General features: G+C 54.9%; 19 protein-coding genes. 14 read left to right on the top strand and 5 right to left on the bottom strand.

What is annotated here, in order from left to right:
• The first annotated feature begins 61 nt into the window (after positions 1 to 61).
• The 11 genes from mnmG (at position 62) to NBZ79_RS00315 (ending at position 9,785) form a co-directional block, all read left to right on the top strand.
• A complete protein-coding gene (gene mnmG, locus NBZ79_RS00265; RefSeq protein WP_274706919.1) occupies positions 62 to 1,927 on the top strand; it encodes a tRNA uridine-5-carboxymethylaminomethyl(34) synthesis enzyme MnmG in 1,866 nt (621 codons plus the stop codon).
• The gene (gene rsmG, locus NBZ79_RS00270) at positions 1,917 to 2,546 is read left to right on the top strand and encodes a 16S rRNA (guanine(527)-N(7))-methyltransferase RsmG (RefSeq protein WP_251934416.1); all 630 of its coding nucleotides are present in this window, start codon (positions 1,917 to 1,919) and stop codon (positions 2,544 to 2,546) included. The genes mnmG and rsmG overlap by 11 nt, the downstream gene beginning before the upstream one ends.
• A 16-nt stretch (positions 2,547 to 2,562) precedes the next feature.
• The gene (locus tag NBZ79_RS00275; RefSeq protein WP_251934417.1) at positions 2,563 to 3,387 is read left to right on the top strand and encodes a ParA family protein; all 825 of its coding nucleotides are present in this window, start codon (positions 2,563 to 2,565) and stop codon (positions 3,385 to 3,387) included.
• A complete protein-coding gene (locus tag NBZ79_RS00280) occupies positions 3,384 to 4,409 on the top strand; it encodes a ParB/RepB/Spo0J family partition protein (RefSeq protein ID WP_251934418.1) in 1,026 nt (341 codons plus the stop codon). Before NBZ79_RS00275 ends, NBZ79_RS00280 begins: the two co-directional genes overlap by 4 nt.
• Positions 4,410 to 4,678: 269 nt before the next feature.
• Complete coding sequence (locus NBZ79_RS00285) at positions 4,679 to 5,161, top strand: cupin domain-containing protein (protein ID WP_251934419.1); 483 nt, start codon at positions 4,679 to 4,681, stop codon at positions 5,159 to 5,161.
• A gap of 270 nt (positions 5,162 to 5,431) precedes the next feature.
• Positions 5,432 to 5,959, top strand: a complete 528-nt coding sequence (locus NBZ79_RS00290; protein ID WP_251934427.1) for a GNAT family N-acetyltransferase — start codon at positions 5,432 to 5,434, stop codon at positions 5,957 to 5,959.
• A gap of 67 nt (positions 5,960 to 6,026) precedes the next feature.
• On the top strand, positions 6,027 to 6,536 hold the full coding sequence (locus NBZ79_RS00295) for a hypothetical protein (protein WP_251934429.1): 510 nt from the start codon (positions 6,027 to 6,029) through the stop codon (positions 6,534 to 6,536).
• Between the two features lie 107 nt (positions 6,537 to 6,643).
• Positions 6,644 to 7,507, top strand: a complete 864-nt coding sequence (locus tag NBZ79_RS00300; RefSeq protein ID WP_251934431.1) for a phytanoyl-CoA dioxygenase family protein — start codon at positions 6,644 to 6,646, stop codon at positions 7,505 to 7,507.
• A 116-nt stretch (positions 7,508 to 7,623) separates the two neighbouring features.
• Positions 7,624 to 8,307, top strand: coding sequence for a hypothetical protein (locus NBZ79_RS00305; RefSeq protein WP_251934433.1), 684 nt, complete (start codon positions 7,624 to 7,626; stop codon positions 8,305 to 8,307).
• Between the two features lie 126 nt (positions 8,308 to 8,433).
• Complete coding sequence (locus NBZ79_RS00310; RefSeq protein WP_251934435.1) at positions 8,434 to 9,117, top strand: hypothetical protein; 684 nt, start codon at positions 8,434 to 8,436, stop codon at positions 9,115 to 9,117.
• A 50-nt stretch (positions 9,118 to 9,167) separates the two neighbouring features.
• The gene (locus NBZ79_RS00315) at positions 9,168 to 9,785 is read left to right on the top strand and encodes a pyridoxamine 5'-phosphate oxidase family protein (protein ID WP_251934437.1); all 618 of its coding nucleotides are present in this window, start codon (positions 9,168 to 9,170) and stop codon (positions 9,783 to 9,785) included.
• Between the two features lie 10 nt (positions 9,786 to 9,795).
• On the opposite strand, the gene NBZ79_RS00320 is transcribed toward NBZ79_RS00315, so the two are convergent.
• The gene (locus NBZ79_RS00320) at positions 9,796 to 10,386 is read right to left on the bottom strand and encodes a cytochrome b/b6 domain-containing protein (RefSeq protein ID WP_251934439.1); all 591 of its coding nucleotides are present in this window, start codon (positions 10,384 to 10,386) and stop codon (positions 9,796 to 9,798) included.
• Positions 10,387 to 10,413: 27 nt separating this feature from the next.
• A complete protein-coding gene (locus NBZ79_RS00325) occupies positions 10,414 to 11,109 on the bottom strand; it encodes a hypothetical protein (RefSeq protein ID WP_251934441.1) in 696 nt (231 codons plus the stop codon).
• 220 nt (positions 11,110 to 11,329) lie between these two features.
• Here NBZ79_RS00325 and NBZ79_RS00330 point away from each other — a divergent pair, with 220 nt between their 5' ends.
• Positions 11,330 to 11,782: a YaiI/YqxD family protein gene (locus tag NBZ79_RS00330; RefSeq protein WP_251934442.1), complete on the top strand. Its 453-nt coding sequence runs from the start codon at positions 11,330 to 11,332 to the stop codon at positions 11,780 to 11,782.
• A gap of 7 nt (positions 11,783 to 11,789) precedes the next feature.
• Here the strand turns inward: NBZ79_RS00330 and NBZ79_RS00335 are convergent, their stop codons facing one another.
• The gene (locus NBZ79_RS00335) at positions 11,790 to 12,206 is read right to left on the bottom strand and encodes a GFA family protein (RefSeq protein ID WP_251934443.1); all 417 of its coding nucleotides are present in this window, start codon (positions 12,204 to 12,206) and stop codon (positions 11,790 to 11,792) included.
• A gap of 123 nt (positions 12,207 to 12,329) precedes the next feature.
• On the opposite strand from NBZ79_RS00335, the gene NBZ79_RS00340 reads away from it, so the two are divergent.
• Complete coding sequence (locus NBZ79_RS00340) at positions 12,330 to 12,605, top strand: DUF2277 domain-containing protein (protein WP_251934444.1); 276 nt, start codon at positions 12,330 to 12,332, stop codon at positions 12,603 to 12,605.
• A gap of 12 nt (positions 12,606 to 12,617) precedes the next feature.
• Here the strand turns inward: NBZ79_RS00340 and NBZ79_RS00345 are convergent, their stop codons facing one another.
• The gene (locus tag NBZ79_RS00345) at positions 12,618 to 14,342 is read right to left on the bottom strand and encodes an adenylate/guanylate cyclase domain-containing protein (protein WP_251934445.1); all 1,725 of its coding nucleotides are present in this window, start codon (positions 14,340 to 14,342) and stop codon (positions 12,618 to 12,620) included.
• Between the two features lie 66 nt (positions 14,343 to 14,408).
• The gene (locus tag NBZ79_RS00350; RefSeq protein ID WP_251934448.1) at positions 14,409 to 14,723 is read right to left on the bottom strand and encodes a TraR/DksA family transcriptional regulator; all 315 of its coding nucleotides are present in this window, start codon (positions 14,721 to 14,723) and stop codon (positions 14,409 to 14,411) included.
• Between the two features lie 131 nt (positions 14,724 to 14,854).
• On the opposite strand from NBZ79_RS00350, the gene NBZ79_RS00355 reads away from it, so the two are divergent.
• Positions 14,855 to 16,069, top strand: a complete 1,215-nt coding sequence (locus tag NBZ79_RS00355) for an APC family permease (RefSeq protein ID WP_251934451.1) — start codon at positions 14,855 to 14,857, stop codon at positions 16,067 to 16,069.
• The last annotated feature ends 20 nt before the right edge of the window (positions 16,070 to 16,089 follow it).

Consider the following 16,089-nt stretch of genomic DNA (forward strand, 5'->3'; position numbering starts at 1 on the left):
CGGGGCCGAATGCGCCCATGGTCCGTTGACATTTGGGGCAGGGGGTTTATATGAGGTCCCCATGAAACATTATGATGTCATTGTCATCGGGGGCGGACATGCGGGCTGTGAGGCCGCGGCGGCCTCGGCACGCCTTGGTGCGGCCACCCTGTTGCTGACCCATAAGCTCGACACCATCGGCGAGATGTCCTGCAACCCGGCCATTGGCGGCCTGGGCAAGGGGCATCTGGTGCGGGAGATTGATGCGCTGGACGGGGTCATGGGCCGGGTGGCCGATGCCGCCGGGATCCAGTTCCGGCTTCTCAACCGCCGCAAGGGCCCTGCCGTTCGCGGGCCGCGCGCCCAGTCGGATCGCAAGATATATCGCCAGGCCATGCAGGCAGCTCTTAAAAGTCAGCCCAATCTCGATCTGCAAGCCGGCGCGGTGGAAGATTTGAGGGTGGAGGGCGGCATTGTCAAGGGTGTGATACTGGCGGACGGTACGGAAATTCCCTGCGGCAAGGTGATCCTGACGACAGGCACCTTCCTGCGCGGCCTGATCCATCTGGGGGAAGTGAAGATCCCGGCGGGCCGCATCGGCGATGATCCCTCCAATGGTTTGTCCAACACTCTGCAAGCGGCGGGATTTGAGCTGGGGCGGTTGAAAACCGGGACTCCGGCGCGGCTGGATGGCAAAAGCATTAACTGGTCGATCCTACAGGAACAGCCGGGCGATGACCTGCCGGTCCCCTTCTCCTTCCTGACAGAGGCGATAACCACCCCGCAGATTTCCTGTCATATCACCCATACGACCGAGAAAACCCACGAGATTATTCGTGACAATTTGCATCGGGCGCCCATGTATTCGGGGCAAATCGATGGCACCGGGCCGCGCTATTGCCCGTCCATCGAAGATAAGGTGGTGCGCTTCGCCGACAAGGCCAGCCATCAGATCTTCCTGGAGCCCGAAGGGCTGGATGATGACACCATTTATCCCAATGGCATATCAACTTCGTTGCCCGAAGATGTGCAGATGGCGTTCCTGCGATCCATTCCGGGGCTGGAGAATGTTGAGTATTCCCGGCCGGGCTATGCCATTGAATATGATTTTGTCGATCCGCGGGAGCTGAAACCCACATTGGAGACGCGCCGTCTGAAAAACCTGTACCTGGCCGGGCAGATCAATGGCACCACCGGATATGAGGAAGCGGCGGCGCAAGGCCTGATGGCCGGACTGAATGCCGCCCGGCGGGCCGGGGGCGGGACCGATGTTATCCTTGACCGCGCCGATGCCTATATCGGCGTGATGATTGATGATCTGGTCACCCGCGGCACCAAGGAACCCTATCGCATGTTTACATCGCGGGCGGAATACCGGCTGATCCTGCGGGCCGATAACGCGGACCAGCGGCTGACCGACATCGGCGCGGATCTGGGCTGCATCGGGCCGGAGCGCCGGGAGAAATTCGCCGCGAAGAAGGAGGCCCTTGCCGCGGCCCGGGCGATGTTCGATACGCTCAACCTGACCCCGACTGAAGCCCGCCGTCACGGCCTGAATGTCAATCAGGATGGTGTCCGGCGACGGGCGGCCGATTTACTGGCCTATCCGGATATCGGCCTGGATGACATCACGGGGATCTGGCCACAAGTCGCTGAATTTAAAGCGGAAATTCTCGAGCAGATGGCCGTAGATGCGCAATATAGCGGTTACCTGGAGCGGCAGAGATCCGACATTCGCGACTTCCGCAAAGACGAAGCTTTGAGCTTGCCGGAGGATCTGGCCTATGGGGAAATTGGCGGCCTGTCCAACGAGGTCCGACAGAAACTGGAAGACACCCGGCCGACAACCTTGGGGCAGGCGGCGCGGATTTCCGGTGTGACCCCGGCGGCATTGACGGCGCTGCTGTCCTATGTAAAACGCGGCGAGCATCACAAGCGTGTCGGATAAACCAGCCCCCTTTACCGCTGAGGAATTTCAGGACCAGACAAATGTTTCACGTGAAACATTGGACCATCTGAGGCGCTATGCCGCCTTGCTGGAGAAGTGGCAAAAGGCCATTAACCTGGTGGGAAAGTCGACGCTCCCCGATCTTTGGCGGCGGCATATGCTGGATAGCTGGCAATTGCTGTCCGGTGTCTCCCTATCGAAAGGGAGTTGGCTTGACCTTGGTAGCGGGGCAGGCTTCCCGGCGCTGGTCGTGGCCATTGCCACGGAATTCGAGGTTCATGCAGTGGAAAGTGACCAGAGAAAATGCCTGTTCATGCAAAATGTTTCACGTGAAACATTGGCCGGTCTGACAGTCCACCGGGCCCGGATCGAGGAAATTCCGCCTTTTTCCGTCGATGTGATCTCGGCCCGGGCGCTGGCACCGTTGGAAAAGCTGCTGGATTACGCGGCGCCCTTCGCCCATGCAAAAACAGAATTTTTGTTTTTAAAGGGACAAGATGTAGATGATGAATTGACCAATGCGTCTAAATGTTGGAATATGCAGGTGGAGAAATATCGTAGTTTAACAAGTGATGACGGCTGTATCGTGAAATTGACCAAGGTCAGCCGTCACTCCTAACCCAGGAGCGGATGGTATGAACACACATGTAGGCACCCTGCATCAACGGACGACAGCCCGGATTTTGGCGATCGCCAATCAAAAAGGCGGCGTTGGCAAAACCACCACCACCATCAATCTGGCAACGGCCCTGGCGGCCATCGGCCAGACCGTCCTGATCATCGATACGGACCCGCAAGGCAATGCCAGTACAGGATTGGGGATCTCACGGGACAACCGGGAGAACAATGTCTATGGCGTGCTGATGGGAGAAACCCCAATAAAATCAGCAATTTACAAGACAGATATCCCACAGCTGGACCTGGTCCCCTCGACCGCGGACCTGTCCGGCGCCGAGCTGGAACTGGTGGAGCTGGACCGCCGCAGCCACCGCTTATATGATGCCATCTCGGAAATTAGTGACCGCTATGACTATATTCTGATTGATTGCCCGCCGTCGCTGAACCTGTTGACTTTGAATGCCCTGGTCGCCGTCCATGCGGTTGTGGTGCCGCTGCAATGTGAGTTTTTCGCCCTGGAAGGCCTGAGCATGTTGATGAAAACCATCGACCGGGTGCGCCAGACCCTGAACCCGCAGCTGGAAATCCAGGGCGTGGTCCTGACCATGTTCGACAAACGCAACAACCTGTCCCTGCAGGTGTCGCAGGATGTCCGCGACTTTCTCGGTGACAAGGTCTACCGGACCGTTATTCCCCGGAACGTGCGGGTTTCGGAGGCACCCAGCCATGGCAAGCCGGTGTTGATTTACGATCATCGCTGTGCCGGCAGCCAGGCTTATATCGGCCTCGCCAAAGAGGTCATCCGCCGTGAACGCCAGTTAAACGCGGCTGAAGTTGCATGAATGAGATGATGATGACAGAAGAAAACCCGAAGAAAAAACTCGGACGCGGCCTTTCCGCCCTGCTTGGCGATGACAGTCCCGCGGATTACGCCGACCTGGACAAGGTCCGGGCCACCAAGGAAGTCCCTGTGGAACAGCTCCGGCCCAATCGGTATCAACCGAGGCAGGACTGGGACCAGGAAGCCCTGGAGAGTTTATCCGCGTCCGTGCGGGAAAAGGGCATTCTGCAACCTATCCTTGTCCGCCGTGACCCCGATCAAGAAGTGGAGTTCGAAATTATCGCCGGGGAACGCCGCTGGCGGGCCGCACAAATGGCGCAGCTGCATGAAGTCCCGGTGGTGATCAAGGAACTGACCGATGCGGAAAGCATGGAAATCGCCATTATCGAGAATATCCAGCGCGAGGACCTGTCACCGATCGAGGAAGCGGAAGCCTATCGCCGCCTGATGGAGGAGTTCGACTATATTCAGGAGAGCCTGTCCAAGAAAGTTGGCAAAAGCCGGTCCCATGTGGCCAACCTGATGCGCCTTCTGGTCCTGCCGGAGGCTGTTCAAACCCTGATCCGCGAAGGGCGCCTGAGCGCCAGCGCCGCCAGAACCCTGATAAATGCTGAGGATCCGGAGGCTTTGGCCCTGAAAATCGTTGAAGAAGGCTTGAGCGTTCGCGCGGCGGAGGAGCTGGGCAAGAAGAAAACGAAGAAAGCGGACAAGGGCTCCCATAACAGCGGCTTTCAGGTTTCCCGCTACAATAAAAGTGCCGATGTTCTTGCCCTGGAAGACGATTTGTCCCAGGCCATCGATATGGCCGTGGACATCCGCCATAATGACGACGGCAGCGGAACGCTGACCATCCGATATGAAGATCTCGACCATCTGGATGATGCCTGCCGCCGCCTGACCCGGGAACCCCTGCATGGTCTGATCGAGGATCCGCTGACCGAGGATGAGGTGAAAAGCTATTCTTATGGGGATGAAATCCAGTCCGCACTGGATTCCGCGCTTGAAGATCCAAAAGAAGAGTAATTCCCGTAATTCGAGTATAATTTGGCAATTATACCGCTCAAACCTGGTGCTTCGAATGATTTTGGTCAGCGGCGAAAACATCAGCTGAAACCGGCAGAAACCCTGACATCTCGCAGCCCAGCCGCCACAATATATGGAAACCAACCCGCGTTTTCAGGCCGCTCGACACATCATGTCGTGTATTGGGACAATGGCTTGTGTGAGATTCGGGCTTAGACGGACCGGATATTTGGCATTTATCAACCCGCGTCACAAAAAAGGAGTTGTACATGGACACATATATCATCAAGAAAACTGAAATCGAGGCTATGGAGGGATTGCAGAAAACCCATTTCCTGAATGAAAACGCGCAACGAACCAACAAGTCGTTAGGGGACCTGACCGGACTTACCGGCTTTGGCTTCCATATTATTGAGGTCCCACCGGGGAAAAGCTCCACCGAGTTTCATGTTCACCAATATGAGGACGAATGCACTTACGTGCTTTCTGGAAAAGGGCAGGTGATCATTGGCTCCGAGACCCATGCCATCAGCGAAGGTGACTTCATCGGCTATCGAAAAGCAGGAGAAGCGCATACCATGGTCAATTCCGGTTCCGACATTCTCAAATGCATCGTGGTGGGCCAGAGATTAGCCCATGATGTGGGCGATTACCCCAATCTTGGCAAACGTATATACAGGAACGACGGCTTGCCATGGGACGTTGTGGATCACCAGCATGTGGTCAATCCGGCAGATGCCGGGAAAAAATAAATTTCCCCGGGGTATTTGTGGCGCCCAGGAGTGGTAAAACCGTCAAAACCAAATCTCCGGGATCTCTCCCAATTATTTTTGTCCACCACCGGCCTATGTGAAAATTCTATTTGATCCAGCTCCAATATTTTTATATTTTCAATATTATTTCTGCACCCTTTAAATAAGAATAATAAACCCCAATTAAGGACAAAATTTCAATTTATTTACATTGTATTCATTTGTCCTAATTGATTTGTATATTTGTAATGTCTTGACAGGAATAGCCCTATGGTTGTCTCCACCGTTCGATACCGTTGGTTAAAGTCCCACTCCATGCCCCTGTATCCCTGCTTCACCATTCGCCCCTATTGCGCCTCCGATGCGCAGCAGACGGCGCGTGTCTTTTATGACTCAGTACATATCGGCGCTGCCAGCTTTTATTCCCTGGCCCAGAGACAGGCCTGGGCCCCGGAAATTCCCAAACCACCATTATGGGGGCAGCGCCTGGCCAATGCCACCACTATGGTGGCAGTAAAGAACAACCGGGTTGTTGGTTTTATGTCCCTGACCGGCGGCGGCATGCTGGATCTGGCTTATGTTCTGCCGGCTGTCATGGGCATGGGGGTGGCCGAGGATCTGTACAGGAAGATCCTCGAGATTGCCCAGGACCGGGACCTTGTGGCACTTGGCACGGAGGCCAGCCATATGGCCCGGCGGTTCTTTCTGAAACATGGCTGGCGCGAGGTAACAGAGCAAACCGTGGAGCGCAACGGTGTCGAGCTGACCAATTTTTTGATGGCTAAGTATTTGAAATAAAACAAGGTTACTAAATCTAACTATCGGTATCTTAAGGCCTCTCACAGCAATACGAAAGGGTGGCTAATTGAAAATAATCGAATTTCTGATGGCCGGAAGCTTTCGGAACACCGACAAGGGCGACACGCTCTATTTCCCGTGGGGCATATTTGGATCGGGCTACATTCTGGACACGGCTGCCCGGAAAAAGAAAATCCTTTATGTCTCCGCAGGTCAGTCTGTTCTTGCGGGTATCATCATATTAACCGTTTATCAAAAATTTGACTGGATGGCGATCTGGTTTCTCCTTCCACCATATTGGTTGTGTCACATGATTGCCACATTTTTGCTGACCCGGGGTTTGCAGAAAACTGACGAGAAATTGACGTATCGACAATCACTTGAAGAAGTGGCAAAAAAGGCTGGTTTTGGCTTGATGGTTGTAATGGTTATGGCGTCCCTTGGCGGGCTGGCGATCGGCATCTGGATGATTGGAGCGGGCATAAATTTAGGCTTCGGCCTTTTGATGCTTGTGGCGTCTTTTGTACTAGGGTTGATGTGGTGTTATCTGATTATAAGAAAAAGGACGCACACTTAAAACGTTTAAAGCGGGTCGTTTCCCGGTATCGAATCCCTGCCATGCTTTGACCAATCAGCGCCCGCCGCTATAATAGGGAAAAGAAAATCTTCAGGCAGGAGAGGGCGATGACGCAAACCTTACCCACAAAACTATCCCGGCAGATTACGGCGGAGGAAATTGCGGCGTTCGAGCGGGATGGCGCCGCCGTTATCCGCGATGTGGTGCCTGCGGGGTGGATTGAGGTCATGCGCACAGCGATCGAGCGGATCTTGAACGATCCCGGCGCGGCCTCGGTGGAATATACGCCCGACGGCAATAAAGGCCGCTATTACGGGGATTTCTTCGTCTGGATGCGCGATCCGGACTTCAAGCGCTTTATCTTAGGTAGTCCCATGCCGGAACTGGCGGTGCAGGTGATGCAATCCAAAACCGCGCATTTCTTCTATGATCAGCTATTGGTGAAAGAGCCCGGCACCATCGAGCCCACGCCCTGGCATCAGGATCTGCCCTATTGGCCGGTGCGCGGGAACCATATTCTGTCGCTGTGGGTGCCGTTTGACGACGCGACCTTGGAATCTGGCGTGGTGCAATATATCCGGGGGTCGCATAAATGGGGCAAGATGTATGCGCCGGCGGCCTTTGGCAAGGATACGGGCTTTGCCGATATCTATGCCAAGGCGGGGTTGGAGCCGTTACCGGATTTTGAGGCCATGCGCGATAACTTTGATATCCTGCATTGGGATGTGGGGCCGGGCGATGTCATCCTGCATCATCCGCTGACCGTGCATTATGCGGCGGGCAATGCCTCCTTGACCGGGCGGCGGCGCGGATTGGCGCTGCGCTATCTCGGGGATGATGCGGAATATGACGACCGGCCCGGCACGTTCGTGGAGAACCAGAAGGTGATGGCGTTGCTGCCGGGGTTTGACATGAAAGACGGGGATCGCTTCGCCGCGCCGCATTTCCCGCAAGCCTGGCCGCGCCGGTAAACGACCCGGTATCCGGCCGTGGCGCCATGGCGCCAGCAGATAAGTCTCGCCATTGGTTTCCCACCATTCTATAGTGTTTAGAAAGAAGAATATTCCCCAATACCGATGGATTGATTATGCGTCTATTTGCTCTCGTTATTGCCACCCTGATACCCCTAACCGCCTGCCAGACAACAGAAAAAGCCGGTAGCGGCCCGATTTCAGATATGCCGGATAATATTATTTCCTCCTATAAGAACTATCGCCAGATCATGGAAGAAACCGACCGCCAGAATATGGTCTTTGCCTATAATAAAACCGACCGTAGCTCAGGCTGGGTCAGTCGACGCGAAAATGATGGCATTGGCCACGCAATCGAAGAAGCTTTGGAAATTTGTGGCAAGAACCGTACCATCGGAACCTGTGAAATACTTGATATTGATGGCCGTATCGTTTGGCAAGGGGTGGATGCGCACGTGCTCGCTCGCCTGCTGGAAGAGCTACCAGATTTCGTGGACACCCAGACCCATGAATATGACGGGAAGGAATATCGGATCACGGACCGTCAATTGAAGAAATTTAGGTTACGCAGTGATATCCGTGAACAGTCTGATTTTTCGGCGTTTTTTGTGAGTGGGGACGGCGTCAACTATGGGGACGGGTATACGGATAGCCGCTCGCCATCAGGCCATTCATCAGCAGTCCACAATGCGAGAGGGAAATGTAAAATTGCCTCGCCAGAGAGGAAATGCTACCTTTTCACCACCAATGGCGAACCGGTCAACGACGATGCGCGCCGTGCCCTGGAACGGGATAATTGATGCCCTGCAAGGACATGTGGGATCTGCAGATGTGATCCGGCGACCCCTGATTTTTCTCGCCATGACCGCACTACCATTCTATAGTGTTTAGGAAGAAGAGTATTCCCGAATACCGATGGATTGATTATGCGTCTTTTTGCTCTCGTTATTGCCACCTTGCTTACCCTAACCGCTTGCCAGACCACAGAAAAAGCCGGTAGCGGCCCGATTTCGAATATGCCCGGAAAATCTGTTCGTGCCTATCAGGCGTATAAATTGGCTATTGAAAAATATCCGCGTCATAACTTTGCCTTTGTCTATAATGCGTCCGGCTATTCATATGGATGGTCTGGTCAAAAGGAATCGCATGGCCAAGGCTATGCCGTGGAAAAAGCAATGGAAAACTGCACAAAAGGAAGCTCGTCTGGAACGTGCAAGTTACTTGACCTTGATGGTCGCATTGTTTGGAAAGGGATGGATCCGCGGGTACTCGCCAGTTTGCTGGAAGAGCCACCAAAATTCGCTGACACCCGGACCCATGAATATGACGGGATGGAATATCGTATCACGGACCGTCAATTGAAGAGGTTTACGGCGCGAATAACAACACGTGAACGGTATGATTTTACGGCGTATTTTGTGAGTGGTGACGGTATCAACTATGGTGAAGGGTTTTCGACAGGCCGGTCGCCGTCCGGCCATTCATCAACTGTCCGAAATGCGAGGGAGGCATGCCAAATTGCCTCGCCAGAGAGGAAATGCTATCTTTTTGCTGCCAATGGCGAACCGATCAATGACGATGCGCGCCGTGCCCTGGAACGGGAAAATTGATGAAAATGCCCCCTCAGGACCGCTGGGGTAGAAGAAGCTGGAGATAGAATATGACCGATCACACCGTAACAACTGTTGACGCCCTGTATGAGATCTACAAGCAGCCGAACGAGAAGGTGCAGCGCAAGGTGTTGAGCGCACTGGATAGCCATTGCCGGGATTTTATTAGCAATTGCCCGTTTCTGGTGATCGGCACCCATGGCATTGATGGCGGCACGGATACCTCGCCGCGCGGGGATGCGCCGGGCTTTATCGATGTTCTGGATGATACCACCTTGCTGTTGCCGGACCGGCCGGGCAATAACCGGCTCGATACCCTGCGCAATATTGTTGTTAATCCGGCGGTCGGGCTATTGTTCATGATCCCGGGCCTGCGCGAAACCCTGCGCATTAACGGCAAGGCCGCAATCTCGACCGATCCGCAGCTGCTGGCCCGGGGCGTGGCCCAGGGCAAGACACCGGTGACCACCCTCAAAATCGACGTGACCGAAGCCTATTTGCATTGCGGCAAGGCGCTTATTCGCTCCCGTTTATGGGATCCGGCGGCGCGCCTCGACGTGAACGCGCTGCCCTCACCCGCGAAAATATACGCCGACCAGATCGGCGGCCTCAATACGGCTGAAATGCAGCAGGTCCTCGATACATCCTATACGGAAACCCTGTATTAGGCGTGATCCGTCAATCGGTGCTGCTCTTGCGGCGGAGGTTGAACATATCGGTTATCAGCTTGTGGCCGAACAGCTGATGGACAATGGCGGCGCTCGCATGAACCGCCAGATATCCCCACATGACGGGACCGAGGAACTCGTGGATTTCCTTTACGAAATCCAGCCAGGGGGCAAAGGACCAGTTGTCGCCCACATTGAAGTAAATCAAGCTGCCGGTCAGGGCCATGATACTGGCAACGACCAGGCCGACACCCTGAATGGCGCCGGCCAGAGGGCTTGGCTCTGACGCATCGGGGAGTTTCAGCTTGCGCATATGATTGGCATAATGGCGGATATCCGCCAGCAGGGCGCGCCGCCGATCGCCGGAGAACCAGGGAAACAGCTGCGCCATCGGGACAACGCCGCCTCTGACAAATGACCAGAGCCAATGCAGGATCAACAGGCCAAGCAGCGTCAGACCGAGATATTCATGCAGGTCATACAGAAAATTTCCCGGTTTCTCTGGTCGCGGGTGATGCATCCATTCGCTGACCAACAGCTGGGCCACTATTCCCGCTGCCAAAAAAACATGCAGCAACCGGGTGAAGCGATCGTAAAACATATATGCCCTCCCGATGGGTATTGCCGGTTATTTCAGCGACTTTTCAAGGCCATTTAAGGCAAACAGGGAGCCGTTGACCATCTGCCGGGCGCGGGCATTGCATTCGTTTTCGGTGAATTTCTCCCGCTGGGCGTCGATCAGGCCCATGGCTTCCTTCATCAATTCGGGATTTTCCGCCTTAAGCTTGGCGGCGACGGCATCGAAGGAGGTCTTGACCTCTGTCCAGCGGGCGTCGCTCATATCGAAATGCTTGCACACCTCCATGATCACATCGATGCCAAGGGCCGCCCGGGTGAAACGCCGCATGTTATAGCGGGTCAGCGAGGAGGGGTGGGTATATTCGCCACCGGTCATTTCCCCGCCGAGGGAACGGGCCAAGGTCAGGGTATCCGTCGCGATTTTGGAGGCGTCGGCATTGCAGTCCGCCGCCGCCGCGGCTCTGCTGGCGTGATTTTGCGCGGCCACGACAAACGGTACCCCGTTAAACCTGGCGATCCATTCATTGATCCGCCAGACCTGCCATTCCAGCTCCTGATGCTCCTTGGCGGACAGGCTGTTGCATTTCTGTTCCAGATACCAGCCATCGGTTACGGTTGCATAATCCCCCGAAACCTCGCTCAGCGCCACATGACCTTCGGCCCGGCTTTCAGAACTCATAAAAAGGGAGCTGGCGGTGGCAAGGCCGATCAGTACGGATAACAGGTTTTTGCTTCGGAGCCTCATGGCGCATCCTTTCGCGGGAAATCAATCAAATCAATCATCTCTTCAGTGCTTTTTTATAAGAGAAACAGTTACAAACTCTTTAAAGGCGATGTTTGGCCTAGTATTGTTTTCATCTTATTCCCTTAGGGCTGTTTTTCAAGAAAGAACTCGATTATTCCCCACTTTGCCCGTAAGCATAGGCGGGATATAACATTTCCCGATACTGTCAGGGTACCCTTGCATGATCCGAATATTTATAGATGCCGATGCCTGTCCGGTGAAAGACGAGATTTACAAAGTCGCCGGACGACATAACCTGGTCACCTGTGTGGTCAGCAACAGCTGGATGCGCCTGCCGCAAAGCCTGCTGATCGAGCAGGTTGTGGTCGATGACGGGTTTGATGCGGCCGATGACTGGATCGTGGAAAATACCGGGGCGGGGGATATTGTCGTCACGTCCGATATCCCGCTGGCCGACCGCAGCCTCAAAAAAGGCTCCGTGGTTATGGGGCCGACGGGCAAACCGTTTGACGAAAGATCCATCGGAATGTCCCTGGCCATGCGTGACCTCAACGCCCATTTACGGCAAACCGGGGAGATTTCAGGTCATAATGCGGCCTTTAGCAAAAAGGACCGGTCGCAATTTCTCAATAACCTGGAAAATGCCATCCAGAAGCTGAAAAAGCGGCGATAGCAAGCCGCTAGTCCGCCATACCGTCGCTCATCTCCAGATCTCCGTCAATATGCAGCCAGTCCGGCTTGCTGCGGGTGAACACATAGCGTTCCGGGGCAAACCACATATTGGGGGCATCGAACGTGCCGCCCGCGATCCCGCGCTTGCCCGGATGAAATTCCAGGGTCCAGCTGACGGTGGTTCCGCAAGTGGGGCAGAATTCCGTCTGCAACCAGCGCCCGGCGTCGGAGGTAAGCCGGAAGAGCGTTCGTTTTCCGGCGTTAAAGGTAATATCCGTGTCGTCAAAATAGACGGACAGACCGAGCGCGCTGCCCGTGCGCTTTCGGCACCATTCGCAGGAACAGGCGGAGACACGAGTTGGTGCACCCGTCGCTTCATAGCGGATGGCACCGCAAAAACAGCCCCCCTTATATGTATCTGTCATCCCGCACCTCCCTCATAATGAGGGGCAACGGTAGGAAGGGATGGCGGCGTTGTCAATTGCTGGTGAAGACTATACTGCCGGGACCGCCCGTTCTATACTCGCAGAGGTAAAAGGGAGACGAAAATGTGCCGAAATATCAAAACCCTGTTCAACTTTGAACCGCCCGCGACGGAGGCGGAAATCGAGGCGTCTGCGCTGCAGTTTGTGCGCAAACTCAGTGGTTTCACCCATCCATCGAAGGGAAATCAGGCGGCCTTTGATCGGGCTGTCGAGGAAGTAACGGAGGTGGCGTCACGGCTCCTCGCGTCGCTGGAAACCCAGGCACCGCCGCGAAACCGGGACGTTGAAGCCGCCAAACGCAAGGCAATTTCCGCCCGCCGGTTCGGGACGGCATCATAAGGGAAAACGGATTTATTTCGGTAAGCCGGCTTTTACAAGGGCGTCAACAAAATGACTGCGCGCCGCAATGTTATCGCCGAAGGGAACGGTGCGCCCGGCTTCACCGGCCGTATGGCCGGGCAGCAGGGCCAGAATTTTCTCGTTTACGACTTTCAGGGCCTCATCGGACCGGCCCAACAAGGCGTAACTGCTCGCCAGATGCCGCCAGCCCGTGGGCATGCCGGGAAAATCGCGGATCAGCACCTGGGCATTATCCAGCATTTCCTCGTGCTGTCCGGTCATCAGGAAAATAATACCGCGCACCGCCAGGGTGATGGATTTAAGCGGGTCATTGGGACTGAGGGCAAAAGCCTCGCCCACATGCTCAAGAGCCTCTTCATATTCGGCGGTTTGAAACAAGGCCAGTGCCAGGACCGTATGGGCTGCCGCGAGGTTGTAATTATACTTTATGGCCCGGCGGGCCAGCGTGATGCCATAGGCGGAATCCCCGGAAAAAGAGCGGGCACCGCTGCCTGCGGCAAGAGCGTAGGCATCCGTTGGATCTGCGGCAATGGCCTTTTCCGAAGCGAGGATCGAATTACGACCAACTTCCTCCAGGCTGCCACCCCAACCACAGAACCCCTGATACCCGTAGGACCAGGCCAGATCAGCCTGACCGAGGCCACTTTCCGGCTCCAACTCGATGGCCCGGTGAAATAGTTTTTGCGCTGCGGCGATATCTTCTTCTGATATGCGCCAGAGCAGGCCGCGTCCCTGCATCATCAAATCCCAGGCGCTGCCATCTCCGCCGGTTTTTACGCGCTGGGTCTCGGCACCGACAATACGCGAGGTCAGCTCGGAGAGAATGGAGCGGGTAATTTTGTCTTCCAGTTCAAACGGATCCTCCGCAGTCCCGTCAAAGCGGTCACTCCAGACAGATTTACCGGTCCGGGTATCCAGCAATTCCGCATTGACCCGGGCCCTGGCACCAGACGTTCTCAAACTGCTTTCCAGCACGTAGGAGACATGATGATCGCGGCGTAACTGGGCAATATCAACCGATTTGTCACGATAGCGGTTGCTGGTATTGCGGGGCAGGGTCAGGAACCAGGAAAAACGGGACAAGGCCGTAATCACGGCATCGGTCAGCCCTTCCGCCATCAGTTCGCCGTCAGCCGCACCGCCGGACACCGAGAAGGGGAGAACCATGACCGAAGAACGGTCACTGGGTTTGGTGACAGGATCTGGCGCAGGCGCGGCGTCCCCCCAGCCAAAAATCTCGATTTTCTGGGAAATATTTTTAAGCTTTGACGTACCCAGGCTTTGAAAGCCTGATCTCACCACCTCATCAAGACTGCCATGGGCGAAAGCGGAAATGGCGATCCCGCCGGGGGCCGCCTGTTCCTGCAGGCGGGAGGCAATATTGACACCGTCCCCGTAGATATCCTCGTCTTCATGGACAATATCGCCAATATGAATGCCCATGCGAAGCTTGATGATGTCCTCATCAGCCAATTCCTTTTGCACTTCCATGGCGCAATTTACCGCATCGACAACTGAGGCGAATTCCACCAGCCAGCCGTCGCCCATGCGTTTCACCACAGTTCCGCGCCAGGCCAGAATGACCGGCTCAAATGTTTTTTGCCGAAGCGACCGCAAAGCGGACAATGTCCGCACTTCATCCTGTCCCATCAGGCGGGAATATCCGACCACATCAGCGGACAGTATTGCGGCAAGTTTTCGGGAAGGTGACGTCATTGACCGGACTGTACAGCTCGTCCTTTAAAACCGCAATCCCATATGTGGTTGTCGTATTTATTGTTCTCAGTCGGCGCAATTAATGCACAGTTGTGTATAAGGCAGCGCCGCCAGACGATTCTGACCGATGGGACCGTCACATTTACTACACGCGGTGTAAGTATCTGATTCAATCCGGTCAAGGGCCGCGTTGATCTGGTTGATTTCAATCTCGATGCTTGCTTTCAATTGCTCTTTGACCTCATCGGATTCCCGTTCCATGGCCTGCTCTGAGAAAGACTTGCTATGTTCGGCCCTCAAGGACGTGGTGATTTTTTCAAGATGCTTGCTTTTACTGGCGAGGCGATCCTGTAAAAGAGATTTTGTCGCGCTGATATTCAATTTCTGCCTCCCTGAATGAAGAATGAAGATGTATTTTAGGCGGCTGTTTCCCCCCCCCGCATTGCGTTCAATCAATTTCACAGGCGGTATTTTTGGCTATAAAGTCCTGAAGAATGGCAAAGAGGATCGATATGGCAAAACCGACCCTGCGGCGGGCATTGAGCCTGCCCCTCCTGACACTTTACGGGCTGGGCGTTACCGTCGGAGCCGGGATTTATGTCCTGATTGGCGCTACGGCCGCAAAAGCGGGGATCTATGCGCCGGTTTCGTTTCTGGTTGCCGCCGCAGTTGTGGTTTTTACCGCCCTGTCCTATGCGGAGTTCAGCACACGTTATCCTTTAAGTGCCGGGGAGGCGGCGTATGTGGATGCCGGGTTTGCCCGCAAACATCTATCCTTGCTCATCGGTATTCTGGTAATGATGTCGGGTGTCGTATCAACAGCCGTTGTTTCCATTGGCGCGGCGGAATATGCATCGCGATTTCTTACCGCTCCTTCCTTTGTGCTGCTGATTTGCGTTGTTGCCGCAATTTCCGGATTGGCAATCTGGGGTATTTTTGAATCCGTGCTGCTGGCGGGATTTATTACGCTTGTGGAAATTTCCGGATTGTTGCTGGTGCTGTTCGTCGGCTGGACGAACATCTCCATGGATCCGGGCCGGTTGCCGGACCTGATCCCGCCTTTTGACAGCTCTGTCTGGGCCGGTATTGCCAGCGGGGCGCTTCTCGCTTTTTTTGCGTTTATCGGATTTGAGGATATGGCCAATGTGGCGGAGGAGGTTAAAAACCCGCGCAAAACCTTGCCCCGCGCCATTCTTCTCACCTTGATCCTGTCGACGATCCTGTATCTGGCCGTGGTTATGGTCGTCGTCGCCAATGTTCCCCTTGATCAGCTCATCACATCGGCGGCCCCGCTGAGCTATTTGTTTTCCGGCGAGACGGCTTTTCTGTATGCGCCTTTTGGGATAATTGCCATTCTGGCCACGTTAAATGGCGGTCTTATTCAGATAATCATGGCGTCACGGGTATTGTATGGCCTGGCGGCGCAGGGGCATCTGCCGTCCGTTCTCTCATCCGTCAATGCCGTCACGCGAACCCCGGTTTTGGCGACAATCATTGTCGGGTCGGTGTCGCTTGGTCTCGCCTTATGGTTTCCCATCGAAGAGTTGGCCGCCTTCACATCGCTAATGGTTCTGGTGGTCTTTTTTACGGTCAACCTGTCGCTTATCCGGGTCAAACTGACGCGGCAAACCAGGCAGGCACAACAGGATATTTTTGTCATCCCCCTATGGGTTCCGATCCTGGGAGCGGTCGCCGCTGTCGGTTTGGCGGTTACGCGCCTTATCTGATCAAAAAATTGCAGTGAAAT

The sequence above is a fragment of the Sneathiella marina genome (genome assembly GCF_023746535.1).
GTDB classification, from domain to species: Bacteria; Pseudomonadota; Alphaproteobacteria; order Sneathiellales; family Sneathiellaceae; genus Sneathiella; species Sneathiella marina.

Excerpts from the sequence above, each read along its gene's own strand:
- NBZ79_RS00285 (WP_251934419.1), top strand. The coding sequence starts at position 4,679 with ATGGACACATATATCATCAAGAAAACTGAAATCGAGGCTATGGAGGGA.
- NBZ79_RS00340 (WP_251934444.1), top strand. The coding sequence starts at position 12,330 with ATGTGCCGAAATATCAAAACCCTGTTCAACTTTGAACCGCCCGCGACG.
- NBZ79_RS00345 (WP_251934445.1), bottom strand. The coding sequence starts at position 14,342 with ATGACGTCACCTTCCCGAAAACTTGCCGCAATACTGTCCGCTGATGTG.
- NBZ79_RS00300 (WP_251934431.1), top strand. The coding sequence starts at position 6,644 with ATGACGCAAACCTTACCCACAAAACTATCCCGGCAGATTACGGCGGAG.
- NBZ79_RS00330 (WP_251934442.1), top strand. The coding sequence starts at position 11,330 with ATGATCCGAATATTTATAGATGCCGATGCCTGTCCGGTGAAAGACGAG.
- NBZ79_RS00335 (WP_251934443.1), bottom strand. The coding sequence starts at position 12,206 with ATGACAGATACATATAAGGGGGGCTGTTTTTGCGGTGCCATCCGCTAT.
- NBZ79_RS00320 (WP_251934439.1), bottom strand. The coding sequence starts at position 10,386 with ATGTTTTACGATCGCTTCACCCGGTTGCTGCATGTTTTTTTGGCAGCG.
- NBZ79_RS00290 (WP_251934427.1), top strand. The coding sequence starts at position 5,432 with ATGGTTGTCTCCACCGTTCGATACCGTTGGTTAAAGTCCCACTCCATG.
- NBZ79_RS00355 (WP_251934451.1), top strand. The coding sequence starts at position 14,855 with ATGGCAAAACCGACCCTGCGGCGGGCATTGAGCCTGCCCCTCCTGACA.
- NBZ79_RS00315 (WP_251934437.1), top strand. The coding sequence starts at position 9,168 with ATGACCGATCACACCGTAACAACTGTTGACGCCCTGTATGAGATCTAC.
- NBZ79_RS00310 (WP_251934435.1), top strand. The coding sequence starts at position 8,434 with ATGCGTCTTTTTGCTCTCGTTATTGCCACCTTGCTTACCCTAACCGCT.
- mnmG (WP_274706919.1), top strand. The coding sequence starts at position 62 with ATGAAACATTATGATGTCATTGTCATCGGGGGCGGACATGCGGGCTGT.
- NBZ79_RS00275 (WP_251934417.1), top strand. The coding sequence starts at position 2,563 with ATGAACACACATGTAGGCACCCTGCATCAACGGACGACAGCCCGGATT.
- NBZ79_RS00280 (WP_251934418.1), top strand. The coding sequence starts at position 3,384 with ATGAATGAGATGATGATGACAGAAGAAAACCCGAAGAAAAAACTCGGA.
- NBZ79_RS00305 (WP_251934433.1), top strand. The coding sequence starts at position 7,624 with ATGCGTCTATTTGCTCTCGTTATTGCCACCCTGATACCCCTAACCGCC.
- NBZ79_RS00325 (WP_251934441.1), bottom strand. The coding sequence starts at position 11,109 with ATGAGGCTCCGAAGCAAAAACCTGTTATCCGTACTGATCGGCCTTGCC.